This window comes from Streptomyces lacaronensis (genome assembly GCF_047337785.1).
GTDB classification, from domain to species: domain Bacteria; phylum Actinomycetota; class Actinomycetes; order Streptomycetales; family Streptomycetaceae; genus Streptomyces; species Streptomyces lycopersici.
In genome coordinates, this window is the sequence record NZ_JBLHDK010000003.1 from 8877101 (window position 1) to 8902313 (window position 25213).

At 71.4% G+C, this 25213-nt stretch carries 19 protein-coding genes; 7 read left to right on the plus strand and 12 right to left on the minus strand.

Annotated elements, in window-relative coordinates:
- Positions 1-260: 260 nt before the first annotated feature.
- The 9 genes from ACMTAK_RS38285 to ACMTAK_RS38325 all read right to left on the minus strand — a co-directional run bounded on the left by ACMTAK_RS38285 (position 261) and on the right by ACMTAK_RS38325 (position 10756).
- On the minus strand, positions 261-2513 hold the full coding sequence (locus tag ACMTAK_RS38285; RefSeq protein WP_413810394.1) for an MMPL family transporter: 2253 nt from the start codon (positions 2511-2513) through the stop codon (positions 261-263).
- Between the two features lie 97 nt (positions 2514-2610).
- A complete protein-coding gene (locus tag ACMTAK_RS38290; protein WP_413810395.1) occupies positions 2611-3366 on the minus strand; it encodes a transmembrane-type terpene cyclase in 756 nt (251 codons plus the stop codon).
- A gap of 74 nt (positions 3367-3440) precedes the next feature.
- The gene (locus ACMTAK_RS38295) at positions 3441-5060 is read right to left on the minus strand and encodes an AMP-binding protein (RefSeq protein WP_413810396.1); all 1620 of its coding nucleotides are present in this window, start codon (positions 5058-5060) and stop codon (positions 3441-3443) included.
- Positions 5061-5110: 50 nt separating this feature from the next.
- Complete coding sequence (locus ACMTAK_RS38300) at positions 5111-6079, minus strand: UbiA family prenyltransferase (protein ID WP_413810397.1); 969 nt, start codon at positions 6077-6079, stop codon at positions 5111-5113.
- Entirely contained in the window at positions 6076-7284 is a 1209-nt protein-coding gene (locus ACMTAK_RS38305; protein WP_413810398.1) for a 4-hydroxybenzoate 3-monooxygenase, read from the minus strand. Before ACMTAK_RS38305 ends, ACMTAK_RS38300 begins: the two co-directional genes overlap by 4 nt.
- Positions 7285-7294: 10 nt before the next feature.
- Positions 7295-8446 (minus strand): flavodoxin-dependent (E)-4-hydroxy-3-methylbut-2-enyl-diphosphate synthase, encoded by a 1152-nt coding sequence (gene ispG, locus ACMTAK_RS38310; RefSeq protein WP_413810399.1) that lies wholly within the window; start codon positions 8444-8446, stop codon positions 7295-7297.
- Entirely contained in the window at positions 8443-9069 is a 627-nt protein-coding gene (locus ACMTAK_RS38315) for a transketolase C-terminal domain-containing protein (protein WP_413810400.1), read from the minus strand. Before ACMTAK_RS38315 ends, ispG begins: the two co-directional genes overlap by 4 nt.
- 65 nt (positions 9070-9134) lie before the next feature.
- On the minus strand, positions 9135-10193 hold the full coding sequence (locus tag ACMTAK_RS38320; RefSeq protein ID WP_413810401.1) for a polyprenyl synthetase family protein: 1059 nt from the start codon (positions 10191-10193) through the stop codon (positions 9135-9137).
- Positions 10194-10204: 11 nt separating this feature from the next.
- Entirely contained in the window at positions 10205-10756 is a 552-nt protein-coding gene (locus tag ACMTAK_RS38325) for a hypothetical protein (protein WP_413810402.1), read from the minus strand.
- A gap of 749 nt (positions 10757-11505) precedes the next feature.
- Between ACMTAK_RS38325 and ACMTAK_RS38330 the strand changes: the two genes are divergently transcribed.
- From ACMTAK_RS38330 to ACMTAK_RS38340, 3 genes are all read left to right on the plus strand, one after another.
- Positions 11506-12450, plus strand: coding sequence for a 3-deoxy-7-phosphoheptulonate synthase (locus tag ACMTAK_RS38330; RefSeq protein ID WP_413810403.1), 945 nt, complete (start codon positions 11506-11508; stop codon positions 12448-12450).
- Positions 12451-12552: 102 nt separating this feature from the next.
- Entirely contained in the window at positions 12553-14685 is a 2133-nt protein-coding gene (pabB, locus tag ACMTAK_RS38335; protein ID WP_413810404.1) for an aminodeoxychorismate synthase component I, read from the plus strand.
- Between the two features lie 121 nt (positions 14686-14806).
- Complete coding sequence (locus tag ACMTAK_RS38340; protein WP_413810405.1) at positions 14807-15442, plus strand: TetR/AcrR family transcriptional regulator; 636 nt, start codon at positions 14807-14809, stop codon at positions 15440-15442.
- On the opposite strand, the gene ACMTAK_RS38345 is transcribed toward ACMTAK_RS38340, so the two are convergent.
- Positions 15433-15894, minus strand: a complete 462-nt coding sequence (locus ACMTAK_RS38345; protein ID WP_413810406.1) for a MaoC family dehydratase — start codon at positions 15892-15894, stop codon at positions 15433-15435. The genes ACMTAK_RS38340 and ACMTAK_RS38345 overlap by 10 nt on opposite strands.
- A 271-nt stretch (positions 15895-16165) precedes the next feature.
- On the minus strand, positions 16166-16777 hold the full coding sequence (locus ACMTAK_RS38350; protein ID WP_413810407.1) for a hypothetical protein: 612 nt from the start codon (positions 16775-16777) through the stop codon (positions 16166-16168).
- A gap of 200 nt (positions 16778-16977) precedes the next feature.
- Between ACMTAK_RS38350 and ACMTAK_RS38355 the strand changes: the two genes are divergently transcribed.
- Positions 16978-19812, plus strand: a complete 2835-nt coding sequence (locus tag ACMTAK_RS38355) for a penicillin acylase family protein (RefSeq protein WP_413810408.1) — start codon at positions 16978-16980, stop codon at positions 19810-19812.
- Positions 19813-19886: 74 nt separating this feature from the next.
- Here ACMTAK_RS38355 and ACMTAK_RS38360 read toward each other — a convergent pair whose 3' ends face one another.
- The gene (locus tag ACMTAK_RS38360) at positions 19887-21200 is read right to left on the minus strand and encodes a serine-threonine protein kinase (RefSeq protein ID WP_413810409.1); all 1314 of its coding nucleotides are present in this window, start codon (positions 21198-21200) and stop codon (positions 19887-19889) included.
- A 299-nt stretch (positions 21201-21499) separates the two neighbouring features.
- Here ACMTAK_RS38360 and ACMTAK_RS38365 point away from each other — a divergent pair, with 299 nt between their 5' ends.
- The 3 genes from ACMTAK_RS38365 to ACMTAK_RS38375 all read left to right on the plus strand — a co-directional run bounded on the left by ACMTAK_RS38365 (position 21500) and on the right by ACMTAK_RS38375 (position 25208).
- Positions 21500-22540, plus strand: coding sequence for a LysR family transcriptional regulator (locus ACMTAK_RS38365; RefSeq protein ID WP_413810410.1), 1041 nt, complete (start codon positions 21500-21502; stop codon positions 22538-22540).
- 162 nt (positions 22541-22702) lie between these two features.
- Positions 22703-23485, plus strand: a complete 783-nt coding sequence (locus tag ACMTAK_RS38370) for an SDR family oxidoreductase (protein ID WP_413810411.1) — start codon at positions 22703-22705, stop codon at positions 23483-23485.
- Positions 23486-23564: 79 nt separating this feature from the next.
- Positions 23565-25208 carry an AMP-binding protein gene (locus ACMTAK_RS38375; protein ID WP_413810412.1) on the plus strand — a complete coding sequence of 548 codons (1644 nt, stop codon included), beginning with the start codon at positions 23565-23567 and terminating at the stop codon, positions 25206-25208.
- Positions 25209-25213: the final 5 nt, after the last annotated feature.

Here is a 25213-nt window from a genome sequence, read left to right on the forward strand (position 1 = left end):
CGGCGGGCCCCTCCCCTCCCCGCCCCTTCCCAAAACCGGGGCTCCGCCCCAGCCCCCGGACCGGGGACATCGGTATGCGGCCCCGCCGCGTGCGGGGCCGGGGCCCTGCCCCAGCCCCCCCCGGGGTCCAGGGGCGGAGCCCCTGGTATCGGGAAGGGGCGGGGAGGGGAACAGCCCGCCGCAGGCCGTCCGCATGCGGCGGGTCCGCCGCCCGGGATGCCGGGCGGCGGACCCGTGAGCCGCCATACGCGCTGGGCCGGTCAGCCGGTGAGCGCCCGGTCGCCGTCGCGCCGGGGGGCCGGGGACGAGGGCTCCTCGCGCAGGCCGTACCGGCTGTGCAGCCGCCGCAGCGGCGCCGGGGCCCACCAGGTGGCGCGCCCGCCCAGCCGCATCGCGGCGGGCAGCACGGCTCCCCGGATGAGCGTCGCGTCCATCAGCACGGCCAGCGGCAGCCCGACCCCGTACGCCTTCACCAGCGAGATGCCGGAGACGGTGAAGGCCAGGAAGACCACCGAGATCGCCACCGCCGCCGCGGTCACGATGCGGCCGGTGCGTTCCAGCCCCTGGGCGACGGCGGCCGTCGGCGAGCCGGTCAGCTCGTACTCCTCACGCATCCGGGACAGCAGGAAGACCTGGTAGTCCATCGCGAGCCCGAAGGCCAGGCCGAAGAGCATCACCGGGATCGTCGCGGCGATGTTGCCGGTCGGGGTGAAGTCGCCGAACAGCCCCGCGAGATGGCCGTCCTGGAAGACCCACACCAGCGCGCCGAAGGTGGCGGTCAGGCTCAGCGCGCTGAGCACCAGCGCGAGGAACGGCAGCATCACGCTTCCGGTCACCAGGAACAGCAGCACCAGCATGGTCAGCAGCACCGTGCCCAGGGCGTACGGAAGCCACTTCTCCAGCGCCGCCGCGGCGTCGTGGTTGGTGGCCGCGGCCCCGCCCACCAGCGCCTCGAACGGCGCCTTCTGCGAGCGGATCTCACCGACCAGCCGGTCCGCGTCGTCCGCGCCGGCCGTCTCCGGCACCACGGAGAAGTAGACGGCGTCGCCCGAGGCGAAGCGCGCGTACCGCTGGTCGGGCGGGGCGGCCTGGCGGCCCTCGGCGTAGGCGCCGGTGGCGGTGCGCACCGCGGCCACGTGCGGCAGCTGAGACAGCCGTTTCGCGTACGCGCCGACGGCCGCCCGGTCGGAGCCGCCCTCGGGCGCCACGACCTGGAGCGCGCTCTGCTCACTGCTGTCGAACTCGGCGCGTACGGTGTCGGCCACCTGACGTGCCGACGAGGAGGCGGGCATCACCCGCTCGTCCGGCATGCCGAGGTTGATGCCGAGGAACGGCGCGCCGAGCAGCAGCAGGAACGCGGTCACGATGGTCACGATCGGCACCGGGCGCCGCATCACGGTGGTGGCCAGCCGGTGCCAGAAGCCGCTCTCCACGCTCCTGGCGGCCGCCTCGGAACTCGCCCCACCGGCCGTCGCGGTCCGCCGCCCGCGGAACACCCGGCCCTTCTCGATCCGGTCACCGAGCAGCGCGAGCAGCGCCGGCAGCACGATGAGCGAGGACGCGCCGGACAGCAGCGCCGTGAGCGCCCCCGCATAGCCCATGGACCGCACCGCCTGGAGCGGGAACCAGGCCATGGCCAGGGACGATACGGCCACGGTCAGCGCCGAGAAGGTCACGGTGCGCCCGGCGGAGGTCAGCGTCGCCCGGATGGCGTCCGGCGGGGCGAGCCCGGACCGCAGCTCCTCGCGGTAGCGGCTGACCATCAGCAGGCTGTAGTCGATGGCCAGGCCCAGGCCCAGCAGGGTCACCACGCTCGCCGCGAGCGAGCCGACCGTCGTGACGCTCGCCAGGATCCACGTCAGCCCCATCGTCAGCATCATCGCCACCAGGGCGACGGCCAGCGGCAGCGCCGCGGCCACCGCGCTGCCGAAGATGAACACCAGCGCGACCAGGGTGATCGGGATGGCGACCGTCTCACCGGCCGTGGCGTCCTTCTGGCCCTGTTCCAGCAGTTCCCGCTGGAACTTCGTATAGCCGCCCAGCTTCACCTCCAGCCCGCCCCGCGAGCCCTCGTAACGGTCCGCCAGCTCGGCGACGCGCTTCTGCGAGGAGGTGTCGTCCCCGGTGACCGTGCCCATGATCAGGGCCTTGTGACCGTTCTTGCCGCGCAGCTGCGGGGCCTTCCCGGTGGTCCAGTAGGAGCTGACGTTCGCCACTCCGGGTTCCTTGCCCAGCTTCCGGGTGAGCTCGGTGCCCGCCGCCGTCACCGACGGGTCGTCCACCCGCCCCTTCGACGTCACCAGCAGCGTGAGATTGGGCAGCCCCTGCCCGAACCCCTTGTCCAGCGCGGTGATCGCCCGCGATGACTCCGATTTCGGATCGTCGAAACCGCCCGCCGTCAGCTTGTCGAACAACGTCGTACTCGCCACCCCGCCGACCACGGCGAGCAGCAGGCCGACGACCAACACCGCCAGGCGCTTCCGCACGACGAAACCGGCCAGTCTGTCCAGCATTCCCTCTTCCTTCCTCAAGCGCACCGCGTCCGGAATCCCGTCACGGCATCCCAGACGCCGAGCCCCTCCCGGATGTGACATCCCCGGCCCGCGTCGCTCACCGAACGGCGGTCAGAACGCCGGGGTCGTCCGGCACCTCGGCCGGGCCCCGGTTCCAGGCCCACGGCGAGCGGCCCTCCTCGCGGACCTTGCGGTACAGCAGCACGCAGTAGGTCGCGTCGATGGTCCAGACGGTCAGGAAGAGGAAGATGAACAGATGGTGGCCCGGGTACATCACCAGCACCGTCCAGCCCGCGAAGAACGATCCGATGCCCTTGGCGAGCGCCACGTACATCGACTGCCCGAGCGAGGAGCCACGGCGGTTCAGCATGAAGATGAAGGACAGGCTCAGGAACACGTTCAGCCCGGTGCCGGTGTAGATGCCGGTGGCGTCCTTGAGCTCATAGGTCGTCATGATGTGGAAGACCGCGGACCAGGCGATCACGCCGAAGACCATCCACCGGAAGGCCCGTCGGCTCATACCGGGATAGTCCTTCCATCCGTAGGCCAGCGTCTGCCGGAGGATGAAGCAGTCGACCAGGAACCAGCTGAGGTTGATCGGGCGTTGCACATCGGCCTGGTCCAGGATGAGGGAGAGGGTGAACTCCCAGGCGAGGTTGACCTCGACCACGAAGACGGGAATCCCCACCCGCTTGTCCAGTTTGGCGCGGTAGATGGCGAGTCCGTACGCCACCAGCCAGCCCGATGCGCACGGGCCCATCAGGATCCAGAACAGCCAACTCGGCCGGTCCGCCTCCGGCAGCGTCACCGGGGCGACGTTCGGGAGGTCGATGAGAGCGGGCGGGAACCACACGGCTAATTACCCCTCGTTCATGGTGGATGCGGTCGTCTCGATGCGTTGCGTCGTGATGCGATGCGCGGCGCGGGTCAGGTCCACTGGCCGGTGCCGTAGGTGTCGCTGTTGCCCAGCAGCTGTTCGCGCAGCTCCCCCCGGCGCACCTTCCAGGTGGCGGTGCGCGGCATCTCGTCCCACGGCACGAGCCGGGGCTTGTCCATCTCGGGCAGGCCACGGCGGGCGCGGTCCCACTCCTGGGGGTCCAGGGCGTCGTCGCGCATGCACAGCACCGGGACCGGCAGCTGCCCGGGGACCCCGAGCACGATCACCTCGGAGGCCCGGTCCAGCCGGTCGAGCAGGGTGGACTCCAGCTCGATGCCGCTCATCCCGGGGATCATGTCGACCTCGCGGTCGATCAGCCGGATGCGGCCGTAGCCCGCGTACTCGCCCAGGTCGCCGGTGTTCCACCAGCGGCCCTGGTCCTTGGCGCGGTGCCGGTCGTCCTCGCCCAGATAGGTCAGACAGCGCGACTTGGTCCGCACCATCAGCAGCCCCGGCTTCCCCCGGGGCCGTTTGCGGCCGGTCTCCGGGTCCACGACCTTGACCCGGACCAGCGGCGGGAAGCCGACGTTGGTCGCGTCGTGCGCCCGGGGTTTGCCCGGTCGGACCATGGAGCGGGTGGCCACCCCGGCGGCGATGCCCGCGATCTCCGACTGCCCCACGCCCCAGGCCCACAGCGGCAGCCGGACCCGGGAGGCGCCGAGGAACTTGCGGACCGTCCTGGGGTGCACCGCGTCGAAGGTGCTGATGAACCGCCGTACGCCCGCGAAGAGTTCGGGCCGGGTGTCGGCCAGCTCCTCCCAGTACTGGAAGACGTTCGGACAGGCCTCCAGCGAGGTGGGCGGGTGCGCGGCCAGCATGCGCGCCACGTTCTCCAGGCCAGGCTCTGAGAGGATCACCATCTTCCTCGGCCCGCGGAACAGCGTCCCGTTGGTCCAGGACAGATTGCGGTTGTGGGCGAAGGAGATCCCGCTGGCCACCACGTCCTCCGGCCGGGAGGTCATCAGCGGCAGCCGGTAGGACTCGATGCGGAACGGCACGGCCGCGAGCGTGGTCGCGGGCGAGTGCACCACCAGCTTCGGCACGCCGGTGGTGCCCGAGGTGTGGGTGACCAGCATGGGCTCATGGCGGCCGCGGAACCGCACCGGCGGCCGGGCGCCGCCGCGCACGTCGTCGATGCGCAGCGTCTCCCCGGGCAGCCCCGGGCGGTCCTCGCCGACGGCCACGACCGTCATCCCCGGGTCGTCGAGGGCGATTCCGGCGGCGGCCATCCGCGCCAGTACCGTGGTGCCCATCACCAGCACCCTCGGGGAGATCCTGGTGAGCAGGGTGCGGATATGCGCCTCCGACCGGATGGGCGCGATCATCACCGGCAGCGCCCCGAGCCGGGCGGCGGCCGCGGCGAGCAGGATGAAGTCGTAGTGGTTCTCCTTGACGATGGCGAGCCGGTCGCCGTGGCGCAGCCCCGCCCCGTGCAGCCAGCCCGCGGCGTCCTCCACCGTCACCGCCAGGGCGGGCACGTCGAAGCGGGTGCCGGAGTCCGGGGCGATGTCGAAGGGCCGGTCCAGATGCATGACCGTCGGCCTGCCCTGTTCGGCGGCCCAGTGGAACAACCGGCCTACGTTGACGGGCCGTTGGGAACGCGCCGCCATGCTCATCTCCTCGTGTACGGGGGGTGCGAACGCTGGGACTGGACGAACGGTCAGGACAGGACGTACAGCGCGGGTGCCAGCAGACCCAGGAAGCCCAGGTCGTAGGCGTACAGCCCGAGCTTGCGGGCGCTCAGCCAGCGCCCCCGCAGCGGGCCCTCGCGCAGCTGGGCCGCGTGGAGAGCGGTGGCGGGCAGCAGGGTCAGCAGGGTCCACCACGGCCACCGGGTGGTCAGGCCCAGGACGCAGATCAGCGTGGCCGAGGCCAGGAAGAAGACGGCCATGGCGGTCTTGTAGACCCGCGGCCCGGTCGACGCGGCCAGCGTCCGGCGGCCCACCGAGCGGTCCCCGTCGGCGTCGTTGACGTTGGAGTAGCTGCTGACCATGACCAGCCAGAGCCCCAGCAACAGGCCCACCAGCACCGCGGGGGACGACCAGTGCCGCTCCACCGCCAGATACGGGGCCAGCAGCCCGGCCGTGGTGGCCAGGCACAGCAGCGTCTCCGCACCGCCCCGGTGGTAGCTCAGCCGCAGCCCGGCCGAGTACTGCACGCTGAAGAAGAACCCGACCCCGTAGAGGAGGTACGCCACGGCCGGGGCCCGCCAGTCCAGCGCCCAGAACGCGCCGATTCCCGCGAGCACCGCGACCGAGGCCGCGCAGGCGATGAACCGCACCGCCTCGCGCTCGGTGACCGCCCCGCTGAGCAGCGGCTTGCCGCGGATGTCGCGCCCCGTGTCGCCGGCCTTGTAGTTGCGGGCGTCGCTGCCGTTGCGGAAGCCCACCAGGTCGTCGGTGGCGCAGGTGCAGGTGACGATGCCCATGGAGCCGAGCAGGAACAGCAGCATCGCGGCGGTGGTCCCCGGACGGTCGCGCGCCTGCGGGCTCAGGGCGAGCCACGCCATGCCCCAGCCGAAGTAGTTCTGGTACACGAAGATCTTCGACAGCCGGAACAGCCCGCGTGCCACGTCCCCGCCGCGGCGGGTGGGCGCCGTCGTCCGGCTCTCGCTCGTCAGTGAGGTCACGGCCGTCCTCCCCGGGCCGGGGTCCGCTCCCGCGCCAGGCCCACATAGTTCTCGGCGAAGTTCCGCGCGGCGGCGGGGGAGTGCACCACGGCCTCGAGCCGGGCGTGCTGGAGCCGCTCGTCGAACCCCCGGCCCTCCGTCGGCCGGTGCAGCAGCCGCGACATCCAGTCGGAGAACTCCTGCGCCTGCCAGACCCCGGGCAGACAGGCGGCCGAATAGCCGTCCAACGGGCCGCGGTCGCCGGTTTCGTAGAACTCCCGGAAGGCCGCGGCGAGCACCTTGATGTCCGCCACGGCGAGGTTGAGCCCCTTGGCCGCGGTCGGCGGCACGATATGCGCGGCGTCCCCGGCCAGGAACAGCCGCCCGTAGCTCATCGGCTCGGTGACGAAACCACGCAGCGCCACACAGCTCTTCTCCAGGACCGGCCCCTCGGTCAGCTCCGGGGCGCCGTCGATGTCCAGCCTGGTGTGCAGCTCCTTCCAGATCCGCTCATCGGGCCAGTTCTCCACCGACTCACCGGCCTCCACCTGGAGATAGAGCCGGCTCACCGCCGGGGAGCGCATGCTGTGCAGCGCGAAGCCGCGGCCGTGCACCGCGTAGATCAGCTCCTCGGCGGCGGGCGGCGCCTGGGCCAGTACCCCGAGCCAGGCGTACGGATAGGCGCGCTCATAGGTCGTCAGCGCGCCGGGCGGCACGGAGCGGCGGGAGACCCCGTGGAATCCGTCGCAGCCCGCCACGAAGTCACAGGCGATCTCCACCGGTTCGCCCGCCACCGTGCAGCGCACGGCCGGTGTGTCCGTCTCCAGGCCCCGCAGTTCGACGTCGGGGACGTCGAACCACAGCCCTGCCCCGGCCTCGGTCCGGGCCCGGACCAGGTCCTTCACCAGCTCCTGCTGGCCGTACATATGGACGGTCCGGCCGGTCAGCTCGGTGAAGGGCATCCGGTGGGCGCGCGAGCCGAACCGGAAGACGAAGCCCTCGTGGACCAGCCCCTCGCGGTCCAGCCGGTCCGCCAGACCGGCCTCGCGCAGGAAGTCCACGGTGCCGCCCTCCAGCAGCCCGGCCCGCACCCGCTTCTCCACATGACTCCGGCTCCGCCGCTCCAGCACGATCGAGTCCACCCCGCGGAGCTGGAGCAGATGGGAGAGCAGCAGGCCGCCGGGGCCCGCCCCGACGATCGCGACCCGCGTAGTCAGGCGCTTCACGGATGCCCCCTCATCCCACGCTGACGGTGGGGGACCCGGGGGCGTCCCGCGGGCCCGCCTCCTCGGCCAGGCGCATGGCCTCCTCGATCAGGGTCTCCACGATCTTGCTCTCGGGTACGGTCTTGATGACCTTCCCCTTGACGAAGATCTGGCCCTTGCCATTGCCGGACGCGACACCGAGATCGGCCTCCCGCGCCTCACCCGGGCCGTTGACCACACACCCCATCACCGCGACCCGCAGCGGCACTTCCATGCCCTCGAGACCGGCGGTGACCTGGTCGGCCAGCTTGTACACATCCACCTGGGCCCGGCCGCAGGAGGGGCAGGAGACGATCTCCAGCTTGCGCGGCCGCAGATTGAGCGACTGCAGGATCTGGGTGCCGACCTTCACCTCCTCCGTCGGAGGCGCCGACAGTGACACCCGGATGGTGTCGCCGATGCCCTGTCGCAGCAGCGCGCCGAAGGCCACCGCCGACTTGACGGTGCCCTGGAACGCGGGGCCCGCCTCGGTCACCCCCAGGTGCAGCGGATAGTCGCAGGACTCGGCGAGCAGCTCATAGGCGCGCACCATGACCACCGGGTCGTTGTGCTTCACCGAGATCTTCAGATCGTGGAAGTCGTGCTCGGCGAAGAGCTCCGCCTCCCACAGCGCCGACTCCACCAGCGCCTCGGGGGTTGCCTTGCCATGCTTGGCCATCAGCCGCGCGTCCAGAGAGCCGGCGTTCACCCCGATGCGGATCGGGGTGCCGTGGTCCTTCGCGGCGCGGGCGATCTCCTTGACCTTGTCGTCGAACTTCTTGATGTTCCCCGGGTTCACCCGCACCGCCGCGCACCCCGCCTCGATGGCGGCGAACACGTACTTGGGCTGGAAGTGGATGTCGGCGATCACCGGGATCTTGGACTTGCGGGCGATCTGCGGCAGCGCGTCGGCGTCGTCCTGGCTGGGGCAGGCCACCCGGACGATGTCACAGCCGGTCGCGGTCAGCTCGGCGATCTGCTGGAGGGTGGCGTTGACATCGGCGGTGACGGTGGTCGTCATGGACTGCACGGAGACGGGGAAGTCGCTGCCGACCCCCACCGCGCCGACGCTTAGCTGACGGGTGACACGGCGCTTGCCGAGCACCGGTGGCGGCGCGGCGGGCAGGCCGAGATCGACGGTCATCGGAAATCCTCCTCGAGGCGCCGGACGCCCGGCGCACGGTCGGCCGCGATCCGCATCCGGATCGAGCGGGCCAGGTCTTCGGGGCTCAGGCCGCATTCGGCGAGGATGTCGGCGCGTTCGCCGTGGTCCAGGAAGCGCTGCGGAATCCCGAAACCGGACACCGGGGCCGGGACACCGGCGTCGCGCAACTCCTGGGCGAGCAGCGAGCCGTAGCCGCCCACGCGCAGGTTGTCCTCGACGGTCACCACGAGCCGGTACTGCTCCGCCAGCTTGATCAGCGACGGGTCGACCGGTTTGAGCCAGGCCGGGTCCACCACCGTGACGCCCAGGCCCTCCTCGGTGAGCCGGCGCGCCGCCTCGCACGCCGTCGCGGCCATGGCGCCCACGGACACCAGCAGGACGTCGTCGCCGGGGGAGCGGTGCAGCACATCGATGCCGTCGTGCTGGTCGACGGCGGGGATATCGGGCCCCACCGGGCCCTTGGGGTTCGGCCCCAGGTGGCCGCCGGTCCGCAGCACCTTGTCGATGAGGAAGTGCCTGATCTCATCCGCGAGCTCGGTGAGTTGGCCGGCGTCCAGGTGCTTGATGTCGGCGGGACCGTGGATGGTCTCCAGCAGGGTCATCCGGGTTTGCTCCCTGAAGCGTCGGTGCCGCCGGGTGCGGTCGCTGTCGGTGCCCATCGGTGGCCTCAGGCGCTCCGGTAGGCGACCTCGTGGGCCATGGCGGCCAGTTCCTCCCGCCACTCCGGCTCCAGCGGGGCCTCGGCGATGGCGCGGCAGGCCCGCTCCACGAGCCCGTCGATGTGCTTCTCGACGTCGTCGCGCACACCCGTCTCGATCAGCAGCCGCCGCAGGTGGTCGGCGCCCCGCAGCTGAGCGGGCACCAGCTCGCGGATGTGCGCGTTGCGCTGGATGGCCAGGGCCATCAGCAGCGTCATCTTGTGCTGCTCGAAGTCCAGACCGCTCGGCTTGCCCGTCACCTCGGAGTCCCCGAAGGCGTCCAGCAGGTCGTCCCGCAGCTGGAACGCCTCGCCGAGCGCCGCCCCGTACCTCTCGAAGGCCGGCGCCGCGTCGGCGCGGCCGGCCACGGCCGCGCCCAGGACCAGCGGGCGGTGGATGGTGTAGCGGCCGGACTTGGCGATGGCGATCCACCGCGAGGTCTCCGGGTCCGGCTCGAACTCCACGGACGCCGCGACGTCCATGTACTGGCCGATGATCAGCTCCGAGCGCAGCAGATGCCACTCGGCGGCCGCCGCGGGCTCCACCTCGGCCATGATCTCGTCGGAGTAGACCAGGGCCAGATCGCCCGCGAGGATCGCCACGTTCTCCCCGAAGCGCTCCGCCGTGCCCTGCCATCCGCGCTCGCGGTGCAGCGCGGCCTGGCTGGTGTGCACGGTCGGCGCGCCGCGGCGCACCGCGGACTCGTCCATTACATCGTCGTGGATCAGCGCACAGGCGTGGAGCAGCTCCAGCGCGGCGGCGACGGGGATGGCCCGGCCGTCCTCCGGATCGCCGCCGGCGGCCAGAAAGCCACTCAGGCAGAACGCCGGGCGCATCCGCTTGCCGCCCGCGTCGACCAGGTCGGCGATCGCGTCGATGGGGACGGTCGAGCGGGGGTCGAGACCGTGCCAGCGCTCGTACTCCGCGGACAGGAAGGTGCGCAGCCGCTCCTCGACCCGGGGCAGCAGGCTCATCAGCGTCCGGCGGGCGGTGGTGGCCGGGGCCGGGGCGGGGCGGGGGGTCGCCATCGTATGGACCGTCACTTCGTCCTCCTGAGGGTTCCGGCCGGTGCGTCCGATGGCACCTTCGACCAGGCGTCGTCGAGTCGTTCCCGGCCTCGGCTGTCCAGCCCGGAGACGTCCGGGACCAGCTGGGCGGGGGTTCCGGTGTCGCGGGCGACATCGACCATCCGCCGGGAGTCGCTGGAGTCCTCCGAGCCCACCGCCGGCACCGGATCCGCCTGCTGGGCGAGGGGGCAGGTGGCGTCGATGACCTGCGGATCTCTTATGGACGCGGCGGTGCGGACGGCGGGCGGGACACCGTGTGCGGAAAAGAGGCACACGGCCCCTTCGGGAACGTCGTATTCCGATTCCACGAAGCGTGCGCCCTTGCGCTCCAGGAGGCCGACGACGTAGTGGTTGTGGACGATTTGTTTTCGAACATAAATAGGCGGGCCGTATACCTCAAGCGCCCGCTCGGCCATGGCAATGGCGCGGCGGACGCCCGCGCGGAATCCACGGGGCTCGGCGAGGATGACGCGTTTGCGGGGCGCTCTCGTATCGGGCTGGGAGGTCTTCGTGCTTAAGTGCATGACGTATTGCTCCAACGCCGGCTTGCGGCTCGGATGAGAATGGGCGCGTCGCTGTGCGGCCATGCCGCCTAAGGCGGTCATGGCTTTGTCCCGGCGTTTGCGGATGGCTGTCGAAGGATCGGCGGCCCAGCGGTCAGCAATTGCTCGCACGGGCCATAAAGGCCGTCTGAGCTGGGAAAATGCCGAGATAGCCACTACCGGGAGGCAGGGCGTTAAGGGCGGTCTCCGGAAGCCGGTGCTCGGAGACGACGCGATGGAAGAGACATTCACTTACCCCCGTAAGTCTCATGTGATTTCTACGCCATCCGTTGCAGTGCCCCCACTGGATAAGCGCAGGTCGAAAACACTATAGAAGGCGAGTCTGAGTGCAAGCCTTACGCATGTGACCTTCGTCACATTCCGAAATACCGGCGGAACTGTCGCTTACGGTTACCCCCCATTGCTAAGCTCCCTGCCGCGTTGAATCGACCGTGTCGTCGGCTGCGCAACGGGGGCTCTGAGCCGGAAATTCCGGTGGTAACCGCTGGTAATCCCTTCCGAGTGATGGAGAAATTCACTCGAAGGAGTGACGGACGTATATTCACCATTTCTATCTCCGCTGGTCGCGGATTTGCGACCGGGAGCGGATGCGTCCGTTTCCTCGGTTCCGTCGACCCGTCCCGCCAGCCGGTTCGCGGGCCTCACGGGTGTCCCGCGCCGCCTCGGCGCTTCAGCAGGATGTGTCCGGCTCGACCAGTGGAGGCTCCTTCATGACCGCTCCCGGCCCGACCGCGGAGAAGGTGACCGCTCAGCAGCCGCCGTGGCCCGACCCGGACCGGCTCGAGGAGATCCGGCACGCCCTGAGCGGCCGCCCCGCGCTGATCTCCCCGGAGGAGACCGAGCAGCTCACCCGGCGGATGGCCGCGGTGCAGCGCGGCGAGGCCGCCGTCCTCCAAGGCGGGGACTGCGCCGAGCTGTTCGCCGACGCCGCGCCGCGGCCGGTGCGGCGCAAACTGGGGCAGCTGCGCGAGCTGGCCATGGTGATCCGCACCGGTCTCGGCCTTCCGGTGGTGACGATGGGCCGGATCGCGGGCCAGTACGCCAAGCCCAGATCGGCGCCGTACGACGTGCTCCCCGACGGGAGCCGGTTACCCGTCTACCGGGGAGACGCGGTCAACGGCGCCGCCGCCGACCCGCGCGCCCGGATCCCCGACCCGGACCGACTGCTCACCGCCTACGACCGCGCGGCCGCCGTGCTGTCCACGATGCGAAACGAACAGACGGCCCACGACGACGCCGAGCGGATCCACGCCTCCCATGAACTGCTGCTGCTTCCCTATGAGTTGTCCCTGATCCGGGCGGCCGCCGACGGCGCCGGCTTCGCCTCCTCCCTCCACTTCGGCTGGATCGGCGAGCGGACCAGGGACCCCGAGGGGCCGCACATCCGGCTGGCCGCCTCGATCCGCAACCCCGTCGGCGTCAAGGTGGGGCCGTCCGCGACCCCGGCGGACCTGGTGGAACTGGCCCGGCTGCTCAACCCCGAGCGCCGGCCCGGCCGGCTGGCCTTCATCGTGCGCATGGGCGCGGACCGGATCGGCTGGCTGCTGCCGCCGCTGGTCGAGGCGGTCGCGGAGACCGGGATCCCGGTGGTCTGGCTGAGCGATCCCATGCACGGCAACACGATCCGCTCCGGAAGCGGTGTGACCCCCGGCTGAACCCCGCGCAGGCCGCCGAAACGGTCCACGCGTTCACCTCGCTGCTCCGCGCGGGGTGAACCGTGCCGGTCATCCTTAAGTTCCGATAGGTTCGAGGTTTCGATGCGCACGCTGCTGGTAGACAACTACGACTCGTTCACCTACAACCTGTTCCACTACCTGGCCGAGGTGGGCGACCGGGAGCCCGAGGTGATCCGGCACGACGACCCCGGCTGGAAGCCCGAGATGCTGCGGGACTTCGACAACGTCGTCATCTCCCCCGGACCCGGCAGCCCCGAGCGCGCGGCCGACTTCGGCGTCTGCCGCGACATCGTCCTCGAAGGCGCACTGCCGCTGCTCGGCGTCTGCCTGGGCCACCAGGGGGTGGGCCTGCTGAGCGGCGCCCGGGTGGTCCGGGCCCCCGAGCCCCGGCACGGGCGGCTGTCCCGGGTGACCCACGACGGCACCGGCCTCTTCGCCGGGCTGCCCAGCCCCTTCGACGTCGTCCGCTACCACTCGCTCACCGTCACCGACCTGCCCGAGGAGCTGCGGGCCACCGCCTGGACCGAGGACGGTGTGCTGATGGGGATCGCCCACCGCGGACGACCCCTGTGGGGCGTGCAGTTCCACCCCGAGTCCATCTGCACCGAGCACGGCCGGCTGCTGCTGGGCAACTTCGCCGGCCTCACCCGGTCCTGGCAGACCCGGCGGGGAGTGGAACCGGCGGCGCGGCGGCGCGGCAGACGCTCCTCCCCCCGGGGCGGCGCGGAGCCCACCGCCGCCCCGCGCGCCACCCCGCGGTCCCTGCGGGTGCTGGTGGAGACCCTGCCCACCCGCTGGTCCGACGAGGTCGTCTTCGACCGGCTGTTCCGCGCCGACGGACACGCCTTCTGGCTGGACAGCAGTGCCACCGGGGGCGAGCGCGGACGGTTCTCGATGATGGGGGACGCCTCCGGGCCGCTCGCCCGGGTCGCCACCGCCGACACCTGGGCGGGCACGGTCACCGTCACCGCGGGCGGCTCCCGCGAGGTGCTGCACGAGGAGTTCCTGACCTGGATCGAGCGCGACCTGCGCGCCGCCCGGGTCCAACTGCCCGCGCTGCCCTTCGACTTCGCCCTCGGCTGGACCGGATACCTCGGGTACGAGCTCAAGGCCGAATGCGGCGGTGAGCGCACCCACCGCTCCCCGGAGCCCGACGCCGCGATGGTCTTCGCGGATCGCGCCGTGGTGTTCGACCACCAGACCTCGACCACCTACCTCCTCGCCCTGGCGGAGGAGGGCGAGCGGCGGGGCGGCGAGGAGCAGGCCCGGACATGGCTGCGCGGGACCGCCGACCGGCTCGCGGAGCTGGCCGGGCGGGAGCCCGGCCCCACCCCGCTCACCACCGGCCCGGACGAAGTACGGCTGCGCCATGACCGCGAGCGCTACCTGGAGATGATCGCCACCTGCCAGGAGCTGATCACCGCGGGGGAGACCTATGAGGTGTGCCTGACGAACATGGCCGAGGCCGACGGCCCGGTGGACCCGTGGGCCGCGTACCAGTATCTGCGCCGGCTCAGCCCCGCGCCGTTCGCCGCCCTGCTCCGCTTCGGCCCGCTGTCCGTGCTGAGCACCTCGCCCGAGCGCTTTCTGCGGGTCTTCCGGGACGGCACCGTGGAGTCCCAGCCGATCAAGGGCACCCGGCCGCGCGGCGGCTCCCCGGCCGAGGACGAACTGCTGCGGGTGGACCTCGCGACCAGCGAGAAGGACCGCTCCGAGAACCTGATGATCGTCGATCTGGTGCGCAACGACCTCGGCCGCACCGCGGAGATCGGCTCGGTGCGGGTGCCCAAGATATTCGACGTCGAGACCTATGCGACGGTCCATCAGCTGGTCAGCACGGTACGCGCCACGCTGCGGCCGTCCACCTCCGCGGTCGAGAGCGTGCGCGCCGCCTTCCCCGGCGGGTCGATGACCGGCGCGCCCAAGATCCGCACCATGCAGATCATCGACGATCTGGAGGCGGGGCCGCGCGGGGTGTACTCCGGCGCCATCGGCTACTTCTCGCTGTCCGGGGCGTGCGATCTGAGCATCGTGATCCGCACCCTGGTGGTGACCCCGGACCGGGTCAGGTACGGGGTGGGCGGGGCGATCGTGGCGCTGTCCGACCCGGATGAGGAGTTCGAGGAGACGGCCGTGAAGGCGACCCCGCTGCTGCGGCTGCTGGGCGCGGAGTTCCCCGGCCGGGTGGGCACCGAGACGGCGGCGGCCCGCTGAGGGTCCACCGCGGTCCCGGACACCGCGCGGGCCCCGCGGCGTCAGCCGCTGATGTCACAGGCGCGAGGATCCACCGGACAGGGCCTAAGCGCTTGCTCACTCTCCGTGTAGGGTGTGCGCCATGGACGCGGAGCCCAAGAACACCGGAGGCAAGGTCGAGCCCTGGGGCGACATCACCCCCGACGCCGCCCGGCGGCTGGTGAGCGCCGCCGTGCACGCCTTCGCGGAGCGTGGCTACCACGCCACCACCACCCGGGACATCGCCAGCCGCGCCGGAATGAGCCCGGCCGCGCTCTACATCCACTACAAGACCAAGGAAGAGCTGCTCTACCAGATCAGCAAGGTCGGCCATGAGCGGGCCCTGTCGATCCTGGAGCGGGCGCGGGACAGCGAAGGCACCCCCGCCGAGCGGCTGGCCGCCGCCGTCCGCTCCTTCGTCCGCTGGCACGCCGAGCACCACACGACCGCGCGCGTGGTGCAGTACGAGCTCGGCGCGCTCGCGGAGGAGCACCACGCCGAGGTCATCGCGGTCCGCAAGGCCACGGACGGGGCGGTGCGCTCGATCATCGAGGACGGGGTGAAGGCGGGCGTCTTCGACGTCCCCGACGTCCGCGGCACCACGGTCGCGGTGCTGTCCCTGTGCATCGACGTCGCCCGCTGGTTCAACGCCGCCGGGCGCAGCACCCCCGACGAGGTCGGCGACCTCTACGCGGGTCTGGTGCTGCGCATGGTGGGCGCCGGCGGCGGTCAGCGGTAGTAGCGGACGACGGATTCCGCCACGCACACCGGCTTGTCGCCGCCCTCCCGCTCCAGGGTCACCGTCAGCGTCATCTGGAGACCGTCCTTGACCTCGGCCACGTCCACGATCCGGCCGGTGGCGCGCAGCCGGGAGCCGACCGGGACGGGGGAGGGGAAACGGACCTTGTTGACCCCGTAGTTGATGCCCATGCTCACGCCCTCGACCCGCAGCAGCTGCGGGGTGAACGACGGCAGCAGGGACAGCGTCAGATAGCCGTGCGCGATCGTGGTGCCGAACGGACCGGCGGCCGCCTTCTCCGGGTCCACATGGATCCACTGGTGGTCGCCGGTCGCGTCGGCGAACAGATCGATGCGCTTCTGGTCGATCTCCAGCCAGTCGCTGGGGCCGAGTTCCTCGCCGACCGCGGACCGCAGTTCATCGGGCGAGGTGAAGATCCTGGGCTCTGTCATGCGTGCCTCCCGGGCGACCACTCACTAAGCGACTGCTCAGCATGGTGGGCTGACCTGGGCCCTGTCAACGCGGTCCGCGCCGACGCGGCCATCGGCGTGCGTCAGCGGTCGACGGCCAGTGTCAGCGGTCGACGGCGAGTGCCGGTTGTCGAGGGCGAGTGCCGGCCGTCGACCGTGATCGACGGCAGTCTCAGGGGATTCCGGCGCGCTCGCCGGTCGTCCGGTGCTCAAAGGTTCCGACGAGCGCGCTCCCGGCCGGGGCGGCCGGGTGTCATACGGTGGCGTACCGGCTCATCCGGACCACGCGCCGCGCCGCCGCCAGGGCCTCGGTGGTCAGCAGCGGCAGCGGCACCACGATGCCGCAGTCCGCGCAGACCGGCCCGGCCGAGGGATAGCGGTCCAGGTCCTCGCGCCAGACCAGGCCCGGTCGGACGCAGACCGGGCAGGCCGCCCCCGGGCCCGACTCCATCGCCGCGATCAGCCGTCGCAGTACATCCGCGAGGCGGTCGTCGGGATGGGTCGAGGGGCTCTCGCAGGGAATGATGTCGCATCCGCCCCAGGTGCGCAGATGCCAGTCGTCGACAGCGCTGGGCTGCCGGATGCCGAGAAGTTTCTCCTGCCTGCGCCGGGCGGCGAAGTCCGCCTCGTACGCGAGCCACAGTGTGCGGGCCTCCTCGAGCTCCTCAAGGGCGGTGAGCAGTCGTAGGGGGTCCGGCCTGCGATCGTCCGGGGTGATCCCGGAGCGGGTGCACAGATGGTGCCAGGTTGCCCGGTGCCCGTACGGCGCGAACCGTTCCAGGCATTTGCGCAGCGATGTGCGCCGAGCGGTGATGTGTCTGCGTGGATTGCGGACCTCTCGTGCGAGTGCTCTGAAACCGGCCACTTCCTACCACCTCCGCGATTGCGGACCCGACTCGTTGTCGAATGGACGTAACGCAGCGCGATCCGGATCCATCGAATTCCCTGGATCTTCGCGGGCAGTCCTCATTTGTCCCCAAGCGGAAGGAAGTTGACGCCCGCTCATCTTCCGGGCCGCTAATACCGCCGGTAACCTCCGTCCGACGGCAATCGGGAGGAGCGCACATGCGACGACGAACCCCCAGGCCCACCAGAACCCGCAAGCTCACCAGTACCGTGCTCGCCGCGGCCGCCGCGCTCGGCCTCGGCATCGCCCTCGCGGCCCCGGTGCCCCAGCCGGCCCGGGCGGAGCCCGCCGCGGCGGCCGCCACCGACTACTGCCGGGGCCAGTGCTCCGACATCCTCCCGCCGGGCGCCACCGGCAACGCCACCCTCGCCGACATCCTGGCCAACCGGGTGCTGGGGACCCACCCCGAGCACAGCGCCGACCAGCTCGGTCCGTACGGCGATCTGGCGAGCGGCTACCCCACCCTCACCGACGACAAGCTGAACAGCTTCTTCAACGACTCCTCCTTCGGAGTCCCCGCCGACCAGGTCGCCTCCGTGACCAAGCCGCGCGACGACGTCACGATCACCCGCGACAAGAAGACCGGCGTCCCGCACATCCAGGGCACCACCCGCGAGGGCACCGAGTACGGCGCCGGATACGCCGCCGCCCAGGACCGGCTGTGGCTGATGGACCTCTTCCGCCATGTGGGCCGCGGCGAGCTGACCCCCTTCGCCGGCGGCGCCCCCGCCAACCAGGGCCTGGAACAGGACTTCTTCCGCCAGGCGCCGTACACGGAGGAGGACTACCAGGCGCAGATCGACTACATCCTCGCCCACGGCGGAGAGCGCGGCCGCCAGGCGCTGGCCGACGCCCAGGCGTATGTCGACGGCATCAACGCCTACGCCAAGAAGTCCAAGGACGGCCGGTACTTCCCCGGTGAGTACGTGCTCACCGGCCATATCGACGCGATCACCAACGCCGGTGATATCCAGCCGTTCAAGCTCACCGACCTGATCGCCCTCGCCTCCGTCGTCGGCGCGCTGTTCGGCAACGGCGGGGGCGGCGAGGTGGAGGGCGCGCTCTCGATGCTCGCCGCCCAGCAGAAGTACGGCCTCGCCGAGGGCACCAAGGTGTGGGAGTCCTTCCGGGAGCGCAACGACCCGGAGGCGGTGCTGACCGTACGGGACGGCAGCTTCCCGTATGCCGGGAAGCCCGCGGCGCCCAAGGGCACCGCCCTGCCCGACAGCGGCTCGGTCACCCCCGAACAGCTCGTCCACGACCGCGAGGGCGGCGCCGCCACCAAGGCCCGCACCCAGGTCAAGGCCCCCAAGCCGGCCCTGGAGCCGCTGCGCGGCATCTACGACGACGGGGTGCTGCCCCGCGATCTGTTCAGCCGCAAGAAGGGCATGTCCAACGCGCTCGTGGTCTCCGGCAAGTACACCGAGAGCGGCCACCCGGTGGCCGTCTTCGGCCCCCAGGCCGGCTACTTCGCCCCGCAGCTGCTGATGCTCCAGGAGATCCAGGGCCCGGGGATCAGCGCCCGCGGCGCCTCCTTCGCGGGGGTCGGGATGTACGTCCAGCTCGGCCGGGGCCAGGACTACGCCTGGAGCGCCACCACCTCCGCCCAGGACATCACCGACACCTACGCGGTCGAGCTGTGCTCCCCGGACGGCTCCGCGCCGTCCAAGGACTCCACGTACTACCGCTTTCGCGGCGACTGCGTGCCGATGGACAAGCTCGAGCGGCGCAACGCCTGGAAGCCCACCCTCGCCGACTCCACCGCCGCCGGCTCGTACCGGATGCAGGTCTACCGCACCAAGTACGGGCTGGTGACCCATCGCGCGACCGTCGGCGGCAAACCGGTGGCCTACACCATGCTGCGCTCCACCTACCGCCACGAGGCCGACTCCATCATCGGCTTCCAGATGCTCAACGACCCCGGCTATGTGACCGACGCCAAGTCCTTCCAGAGCGCGGCGCAGCACATCAACTACACCTTCAACTGGTTCTACGCCGACTCCCGGCAGACCGGGTACTACAACAGCGGGCTCAACCCGGTGCGCGCCGCGGACGTCGACTCCTCGCTGCCGGTGAAGGCCGAAACCGCCTATGAATGGCGGGACTTCGACCCGAAGGACAACACCGCGGCCGCCACCCCGCCCGCCGAACACCCGCAGTCCATCGACCAGGACTACTACATCAGCTGGAACAACAAACTGGCCAAGGACTACGGCGCGGCCGGTTTCGGCAACGGCTCGGTGCACCGCGGCAACCTCCTCGACGACCGGGTGCGCGCCCTGGTCCGCAAGGGCGGTGTCACCCGCTCCGCGCTCACCCGGGCCATGGCCGAGGCGGCCGTCACCGATCTGCGCGGCGAGGACGTGCTGCCGGAGCTGCTGAAGGTCGTGCGCTCCAAGCCCATCGACGACCCCCAGCTGGCGACGGTCGTAACTCAGCTGGACTCATGGCAGTCGGCGGGCTCACAGCGCCATGAGACCAGCGCCGGATCGCACACCTACGGGCACGCCGACGCGGTACGCGTCATGGACGCCTGGTGGCCGCTGCTGGTCGAGGCCGAGTTCAAGTCCGGCCTGGGTGACGGGCTCTACGACGCGCTGCGCACCAATCTGTCCGTCGACGAATCGCCCTCGGCCGGGCACGGCCCCACCGGCTCGCACGCCGGGTCCTCCTTCCAGTACGGCTGGTGGTCCTATGTCGACAAGGACCTGCGCACGGTCCTCGGCGAGGACGTCAAGGGCCCGCTGGCCCGCCCGTACTGCGGCGGCGGGCAGCTGACCGCCTGTCGTGACGCCCTGCTGACCAGCCTGAAGACGGCCGTGGGCAAGACCGCCGCCCAGGTCTACCCGGGGGACGACAACTGCTCCGCGGGCGACCAGTGGTGCGCCGACGCCATCATCCAACGGCCCGTCGGCGGGCTCACCCACGACAAGATCAGCTGGCAGAACCGGCCCACCTTCCAGCAGGTGGTGGAGTTTCCGGCCCACCGCTGAGCCATGAGGACGGCCCACCGCCGAGGCCACGAGGGGCGGGGCCCCGCATCCGGCGAGGCCCCGCCCCCGGTCCGCTACCCCGCTCCGATCCGGCCCGCGCGCAGCACCACCCGGGCCAGCTCCTCATGGCAGATGTCGCTGTGTGCCCCGGCCGGCGGCACACCGTGCCGGACCACCTCCGAGACATCGACGCTCACACAGCCCCCGGCCGGGAACGGGCCGTCCAGCGCCTCGGCCAGCTCCAGCCGCGGGCAGCCCTCCACCGCCTGGACGCCGTCGTACCCGATCGCCCCCCAGCGGATGTCGCCCGGCAGCAGCGAGGCATCGTCCCAGGACACCCGCGACGCCACCGGATACAGCAGCCCGAGCGCCGTGTCATGGCGCGAATGGCAGGACACCACCGGCCCGCCGACCCGGCGCGGGGCGTCGAGCAGCACCCCGCCGCGGTCGGCCGCGTGCGGCAGCCGCTCCGTGAAGGCGTAGTGCGAGAACGCCCCCTGGAGCAGGGTCACCGACGCCACCGTGGCGTCCTCCTCCAGACCGGTCAGCGCGAACGACACCAGCCGACCGCCGAAGCTGTGGCCGACCAGATGGAGCCGCGGCGCGGCCCGGAGGGACGCGAGGGCGCCGAGCACCGGCCCGAGGCCCTCGCGCCCGACCGTGCCGGCCCGCCGCTTCATCACGTAGTACGTCCCCTGGCGCAGCAGCTCGTGCGCCCCGTTCCAGAGCCCGCCGAGCCCGCTGTCGAAGACGGCGCGGTCCTCCGCGTCGGTCTTCCCGCGCGCCTCGGTGAGCGCGGCGGCGAACCGCTCGCAGACCTCCGTCACGTCCTCCCCGAACATCGCCGGTACGCCGTCCTCGTCCGGCTCCGCGCCCGTGTCCGCCACGTCCCCCGCGCCGCCGGACATCCCGCGCACCCGCACAAGACCGCGCACCAGCACCGCGAACTCGTCCAGCGCCGCCAGCCGTTCCGGCCGCTCGGCCAGCAGCTCCGCGAGGCGCGCCACGATCTGCTGCCGCCCCGGGAAGACCACGTCCAGCGCCCGGTGGGTGTCCGCGTCCAGCCCCGGGGGCGCGCCGGGCGCCTGTTCCCGCGGCAACCCCCCGAGCGACTCGTCGGCGAACCGCATCGACGGCCACACCACTCCCACATAGCCCAGCCGCGCCGGGCCCGCCTCGCCGAGCAGCCCCGGGAAGGGCGCGAAGAAGCGGTCGTACAGTCGTGTGGCCATCGTCCGGGTGTTGTTCCAGCCGTGCGCGAACACCACCAGATCGGTGAGCTCCTGCTGAGCGGCCTGTTCCAGCAGCCGGTCCCGCTGCCTGGTGTCGACGTCCCCGTCCGCGTCGAATCTCAGCTCCCAGTACGGCCTTACGCTCATCCCCGTCATCGTTCTTTCCCCTCGGATGGTCCGATGTGCGTGCATCGTCCCAACTGCCCCGACCGCTGGCCATACGACACGCGTACGGTCGCCGTCGGACAATCGGCCAGACGTTCGACTTACCCGGAATGGGACGGGCGGAACGTGGAATGCCGGGCTCCGTCACCATCCGGCGATTGGGAATTCCCGAATATCCATCGGAAGAATATCGCCGCTGTTCTCGGGATCAGTACATGACAACACGCTGCACTATGCTGCGAACGGAAACGTCATTGGGGTGCCGAATACTCTTCGAGCGGAAGGCCGGAATGCCCTTAAAGGATCGATGGCAGTACCCGACGGCGCTGCTGGACACCACGATGGACCAGCTCAGGACGTTGCTCGCGGTGCATGAGGCGGGCACCGCGCTGGGCGCCGCCCGGCTGCTGGGGCGGGAGCAGTCCAGTGTGCAGAAACAACTGGACACCCTGAACCGGAACTTCGGCGCGCTGTGCGGAGAGCCGCTGGTGGTCAAACGGGGACGCAGTCAGAATGTGCTCTTCACCGCGACCGGGGAGTCACTCGCCGGACTCGCGCGCGGCACCCTGGAGGACTGGCGGGAGGGGCTGCACGACTGCCGCCGCCGGCTCGGCGGCCGGCTCGTGGTCGGCTCAACCCGTTACACCCTCGGCTTTCTGCTGAATGCCGTGGAACTGGTCACCGAGGAATTCGACGGCCGGGGCGTCGAGCTCAAGGTCGAGCATGTGCGCACCCGGGATCTGCTCCAGCGGCTCGACGCCAAGGAGCTCGACCTGGTCTGTGGCAGTGTCCTCACCACGGCGGGCCACGACGACCGGCTCGACGGCTTCGAGGTGATGGAGTGGCGGCGCAGCGGGCTGTCCCTGGTCACCAACCTCGACGCCGAGGAACAGCCCGGGCCCTCGGTCCCGGTGAGCGAGCTGCCCCGGCTGCCGCTCGCGGTCTCCGCCGACGGCCTCATACCCGGCTTCCTGCGCGGCTGGTTCGGTGCCCGCTACCGCCAGGAACTGCACATCGCCGCCGAGATCGACACCGTGCAGTACGGTCTTGAGCTGCTCTCCTCGGGGGTGCTGCGCGGCTGTGTGCTGGTCACCGAGGGCATCGGCGACGCGGTGGCCGACGGGCGGATCCGGGCCGGGGCCGGGCTGCGCACCCTGGAGCTGACCGACGGCATGGGGCCGGAGCTGGAAGTGCTGGTCGGGGTGTTCGTACGGGCCGGGGAGCGCACCGCGCAGGACGCCGGCCATCCGCTCAATGTGCTGTGGAGCGCGCTCGCCGGGGAGAACGCGCGGTGGCGCAGCGTCATGCGCAAGGAGCGCCCCGGCCGGTAACCCGCCCGCCGCCCGTGGGCAACCCCTCGGCCGTCCGGGGTGGCGGATGTGCCTCTTCCGTTCACACATACCGACTGGTTAGTCTGCTGGGCGGACGCCGGGCGGGGCAGAGGCCGAGCCGGGCGGAAAGCCGATCCGAGCCGAGCCGAGGAGCTGCGAATCGTGGGTACCGTGCGTGGGGCGCGTGTAGTGGTCACCGGAGCGGGCGGCGGCATCGGCGCCGCCCTCGCCCGGCGCTTCGCCGCCGAGGGCGCCCGGGTCGTGGTCAACGACCTCGACGCCGCCAAGGCCGCCTCCGTCGCCGGGGAGATCGGCCAGATCCCCGTCCCCGGTGACGCCTCCGGTGTCGTACCCGCGGCGCGCGAGGCGCTGGGCGGCGCCATCGACATCTTCTGCGCCAACGCGGGCGTCGGCCACGACGGTGGCCCCGAGGCCGACGAGGCGCTGTGGCAGCAGTCCTGGGACGTCAATGTGATGGCCCATGTGCGGGCCGCCCGGGAGCTGCTGCCCGAGTGGCTGGAGCGCGGCAGCGGCCGCTTCGTGGCCACCGTCTCCGCCGCCGGGATCCTCACCATGATCGGCTCGGCGCCGTACGCCGTCTCCAAGCACGCCGCGCTGGCCTTCGCCGAATGGCTCTCGGCCACCTACCGCCACCGCGGCATCGGCGTCCACGCCGTCTGCCCGCAGGGGGTGCGCACCGACATGCTCACCGCCTCCGGGACCGCCGGGGAGCTGGTGCTGGCGCCCACCGCGATCGAGCCCGAGCAGGTGGCCGACGCGGTCCTCGCGGGCATCGAGGAGGAGCGCTTCCTGATCCTTCCGCACCCCGAGGTGGCCCGCCACTACGCCTCCCGCGCCGGTGACACCGACCGCTGGCTGGGCGGCATCAACAAGCTCCAGCGCAAGCTCGAAGAGCTCGAGACGGCGTCCGGGACCTCGGGCTGACCCCGCGGCCGGTCGCTCCCGTCTCTTTCGTACCTTCCCGCCCCACCACCCTCGCCCCCGTCCAGACAGGGCCGCTCCCATGACCACGTACCAGGACCAGCCATGGCTCGCTCAGCTCAATGAGAAACAGCGCCGGCCGATCGTCCCGCGGCCGAGTCCACTGCACGCGTTCCGGGACGCCGTGCGCACCGCCCCCGATCATCCGGCGCTCGCCTACTTCGACGGACGGCTGACTTACCGGGAGGCCGACGAGCTCTCCGACGGCATGGCCGGCCATCTCGCCGAGCGCGGCTTCCGGCCCGGCGACCGCCTCGCGATCATGCTCCAGAACACCCCGCACTTCGTGCTCGCGCTGCTGGGGGCGTGGAAGGCGGGCGGTACGGTCGTCCCGGTCAACCCCATGTACAAGGGCGCCGAGCTCGCGCACATCCTCGGCGACGCCGAGGCGAGCGCCCTGGTCTGCTCCCGCCACGGCTGGGAGGACTACATACGCGACACGGCCGCCGCGTCCCCGGTGCGCATCGCCCTCACCGCCGACGCCCGCGACCTCCAGACCCGCGACGACGAGCGGGTGCTGCGCGACCAGCCCATCCCGGTCCCCGAGGACACCCGGGACCTCCTCGCCGTCGCCCGCGCCGGGGCCCGCCCGCCGTCCGTCCCCGCCCCGAGCCCCGATGACATCGCGCTGATCAGCTACACCTCCGGGACCAGCGGCACCCCCAAGGGCGCCACCAACACCCACGGCAACATCTCCTACAACGCCGACCGGCAGCACCTCCTCCATGAGCTGCCCACCGGTTCGACGCTCTTCGCGCTCGCCCCGCTGTTCCACATCACCGGCATGGTCTGCCAGCTGTGCGCGTGCGTCTCCGGAGCCGGCACCCTCGCCCTGGCCTACCGCTTCGAGACCGGCGTCGTCCTCGACGCCTTCGCCGAGCACCGCCCCCTCTACACCGTGGGCCCCTCCACCGCCTTCATGGCGCTGATGGCCCACCCCCGGGCGACCCGCGACCACTTCTCGTCCTTCCGCATCATCTCCTCCGGCGGCGCCCCGCTGCCGCCCGCGCTGGTCGAGCGGTTCCAGTCCGGCTTCGGTCCGTATCTGCACAACGGCTACGGCCTCACCGAGTGCACCGCGCCCTGCGCCAGCGTCCCGCCCGGGGTCCGTGCCCCCGTCGACCCGGTCTCCGGCACCCTCGCCGTCGGCGTCCCCGGCGCCGACACCGTCGTGCGCATCGCGGACGACGAGGGGCGGGACGTGCCGTTCGGCGAGCAGGGCGAGATCGTCGTCCGCGGCCCGATGGTGGTGCCCGGCTACTGGCGGCGCCCGGAGGCGACCGCGGCCGCCCTCCCCGACGGGGAACTGCGCACCGGCGACATCGGTTTCATGGACGAGGGCGGCTGGCTGTACGTGGTCGACCGCAAGAAGGACATGATCAACGCCTCGGGGTTCAAGGTGTGGCCGCGTGAGGTCGAGGACGTGCTCTACACTCACCCCGCCGTGCGGGAGGCGGCCGTCGTCGGCAAACCCGACGCGTACCGCGGCGAGACGGTCAAGGCGTATGTGAGCCTCCGATCAGGGGCCGAGGTCACACCGGACGAGCTGTCCGCGTACTGTGCGGAGCGGCTTGCCGCGTACAAGTACCCCCGCGAGGTGGAGATCCTGCCCGAGCTGCCGAAGACGACCAGTGGCAAGATCCTCCGGCGGGAACTGCGAGGATGAGAGAG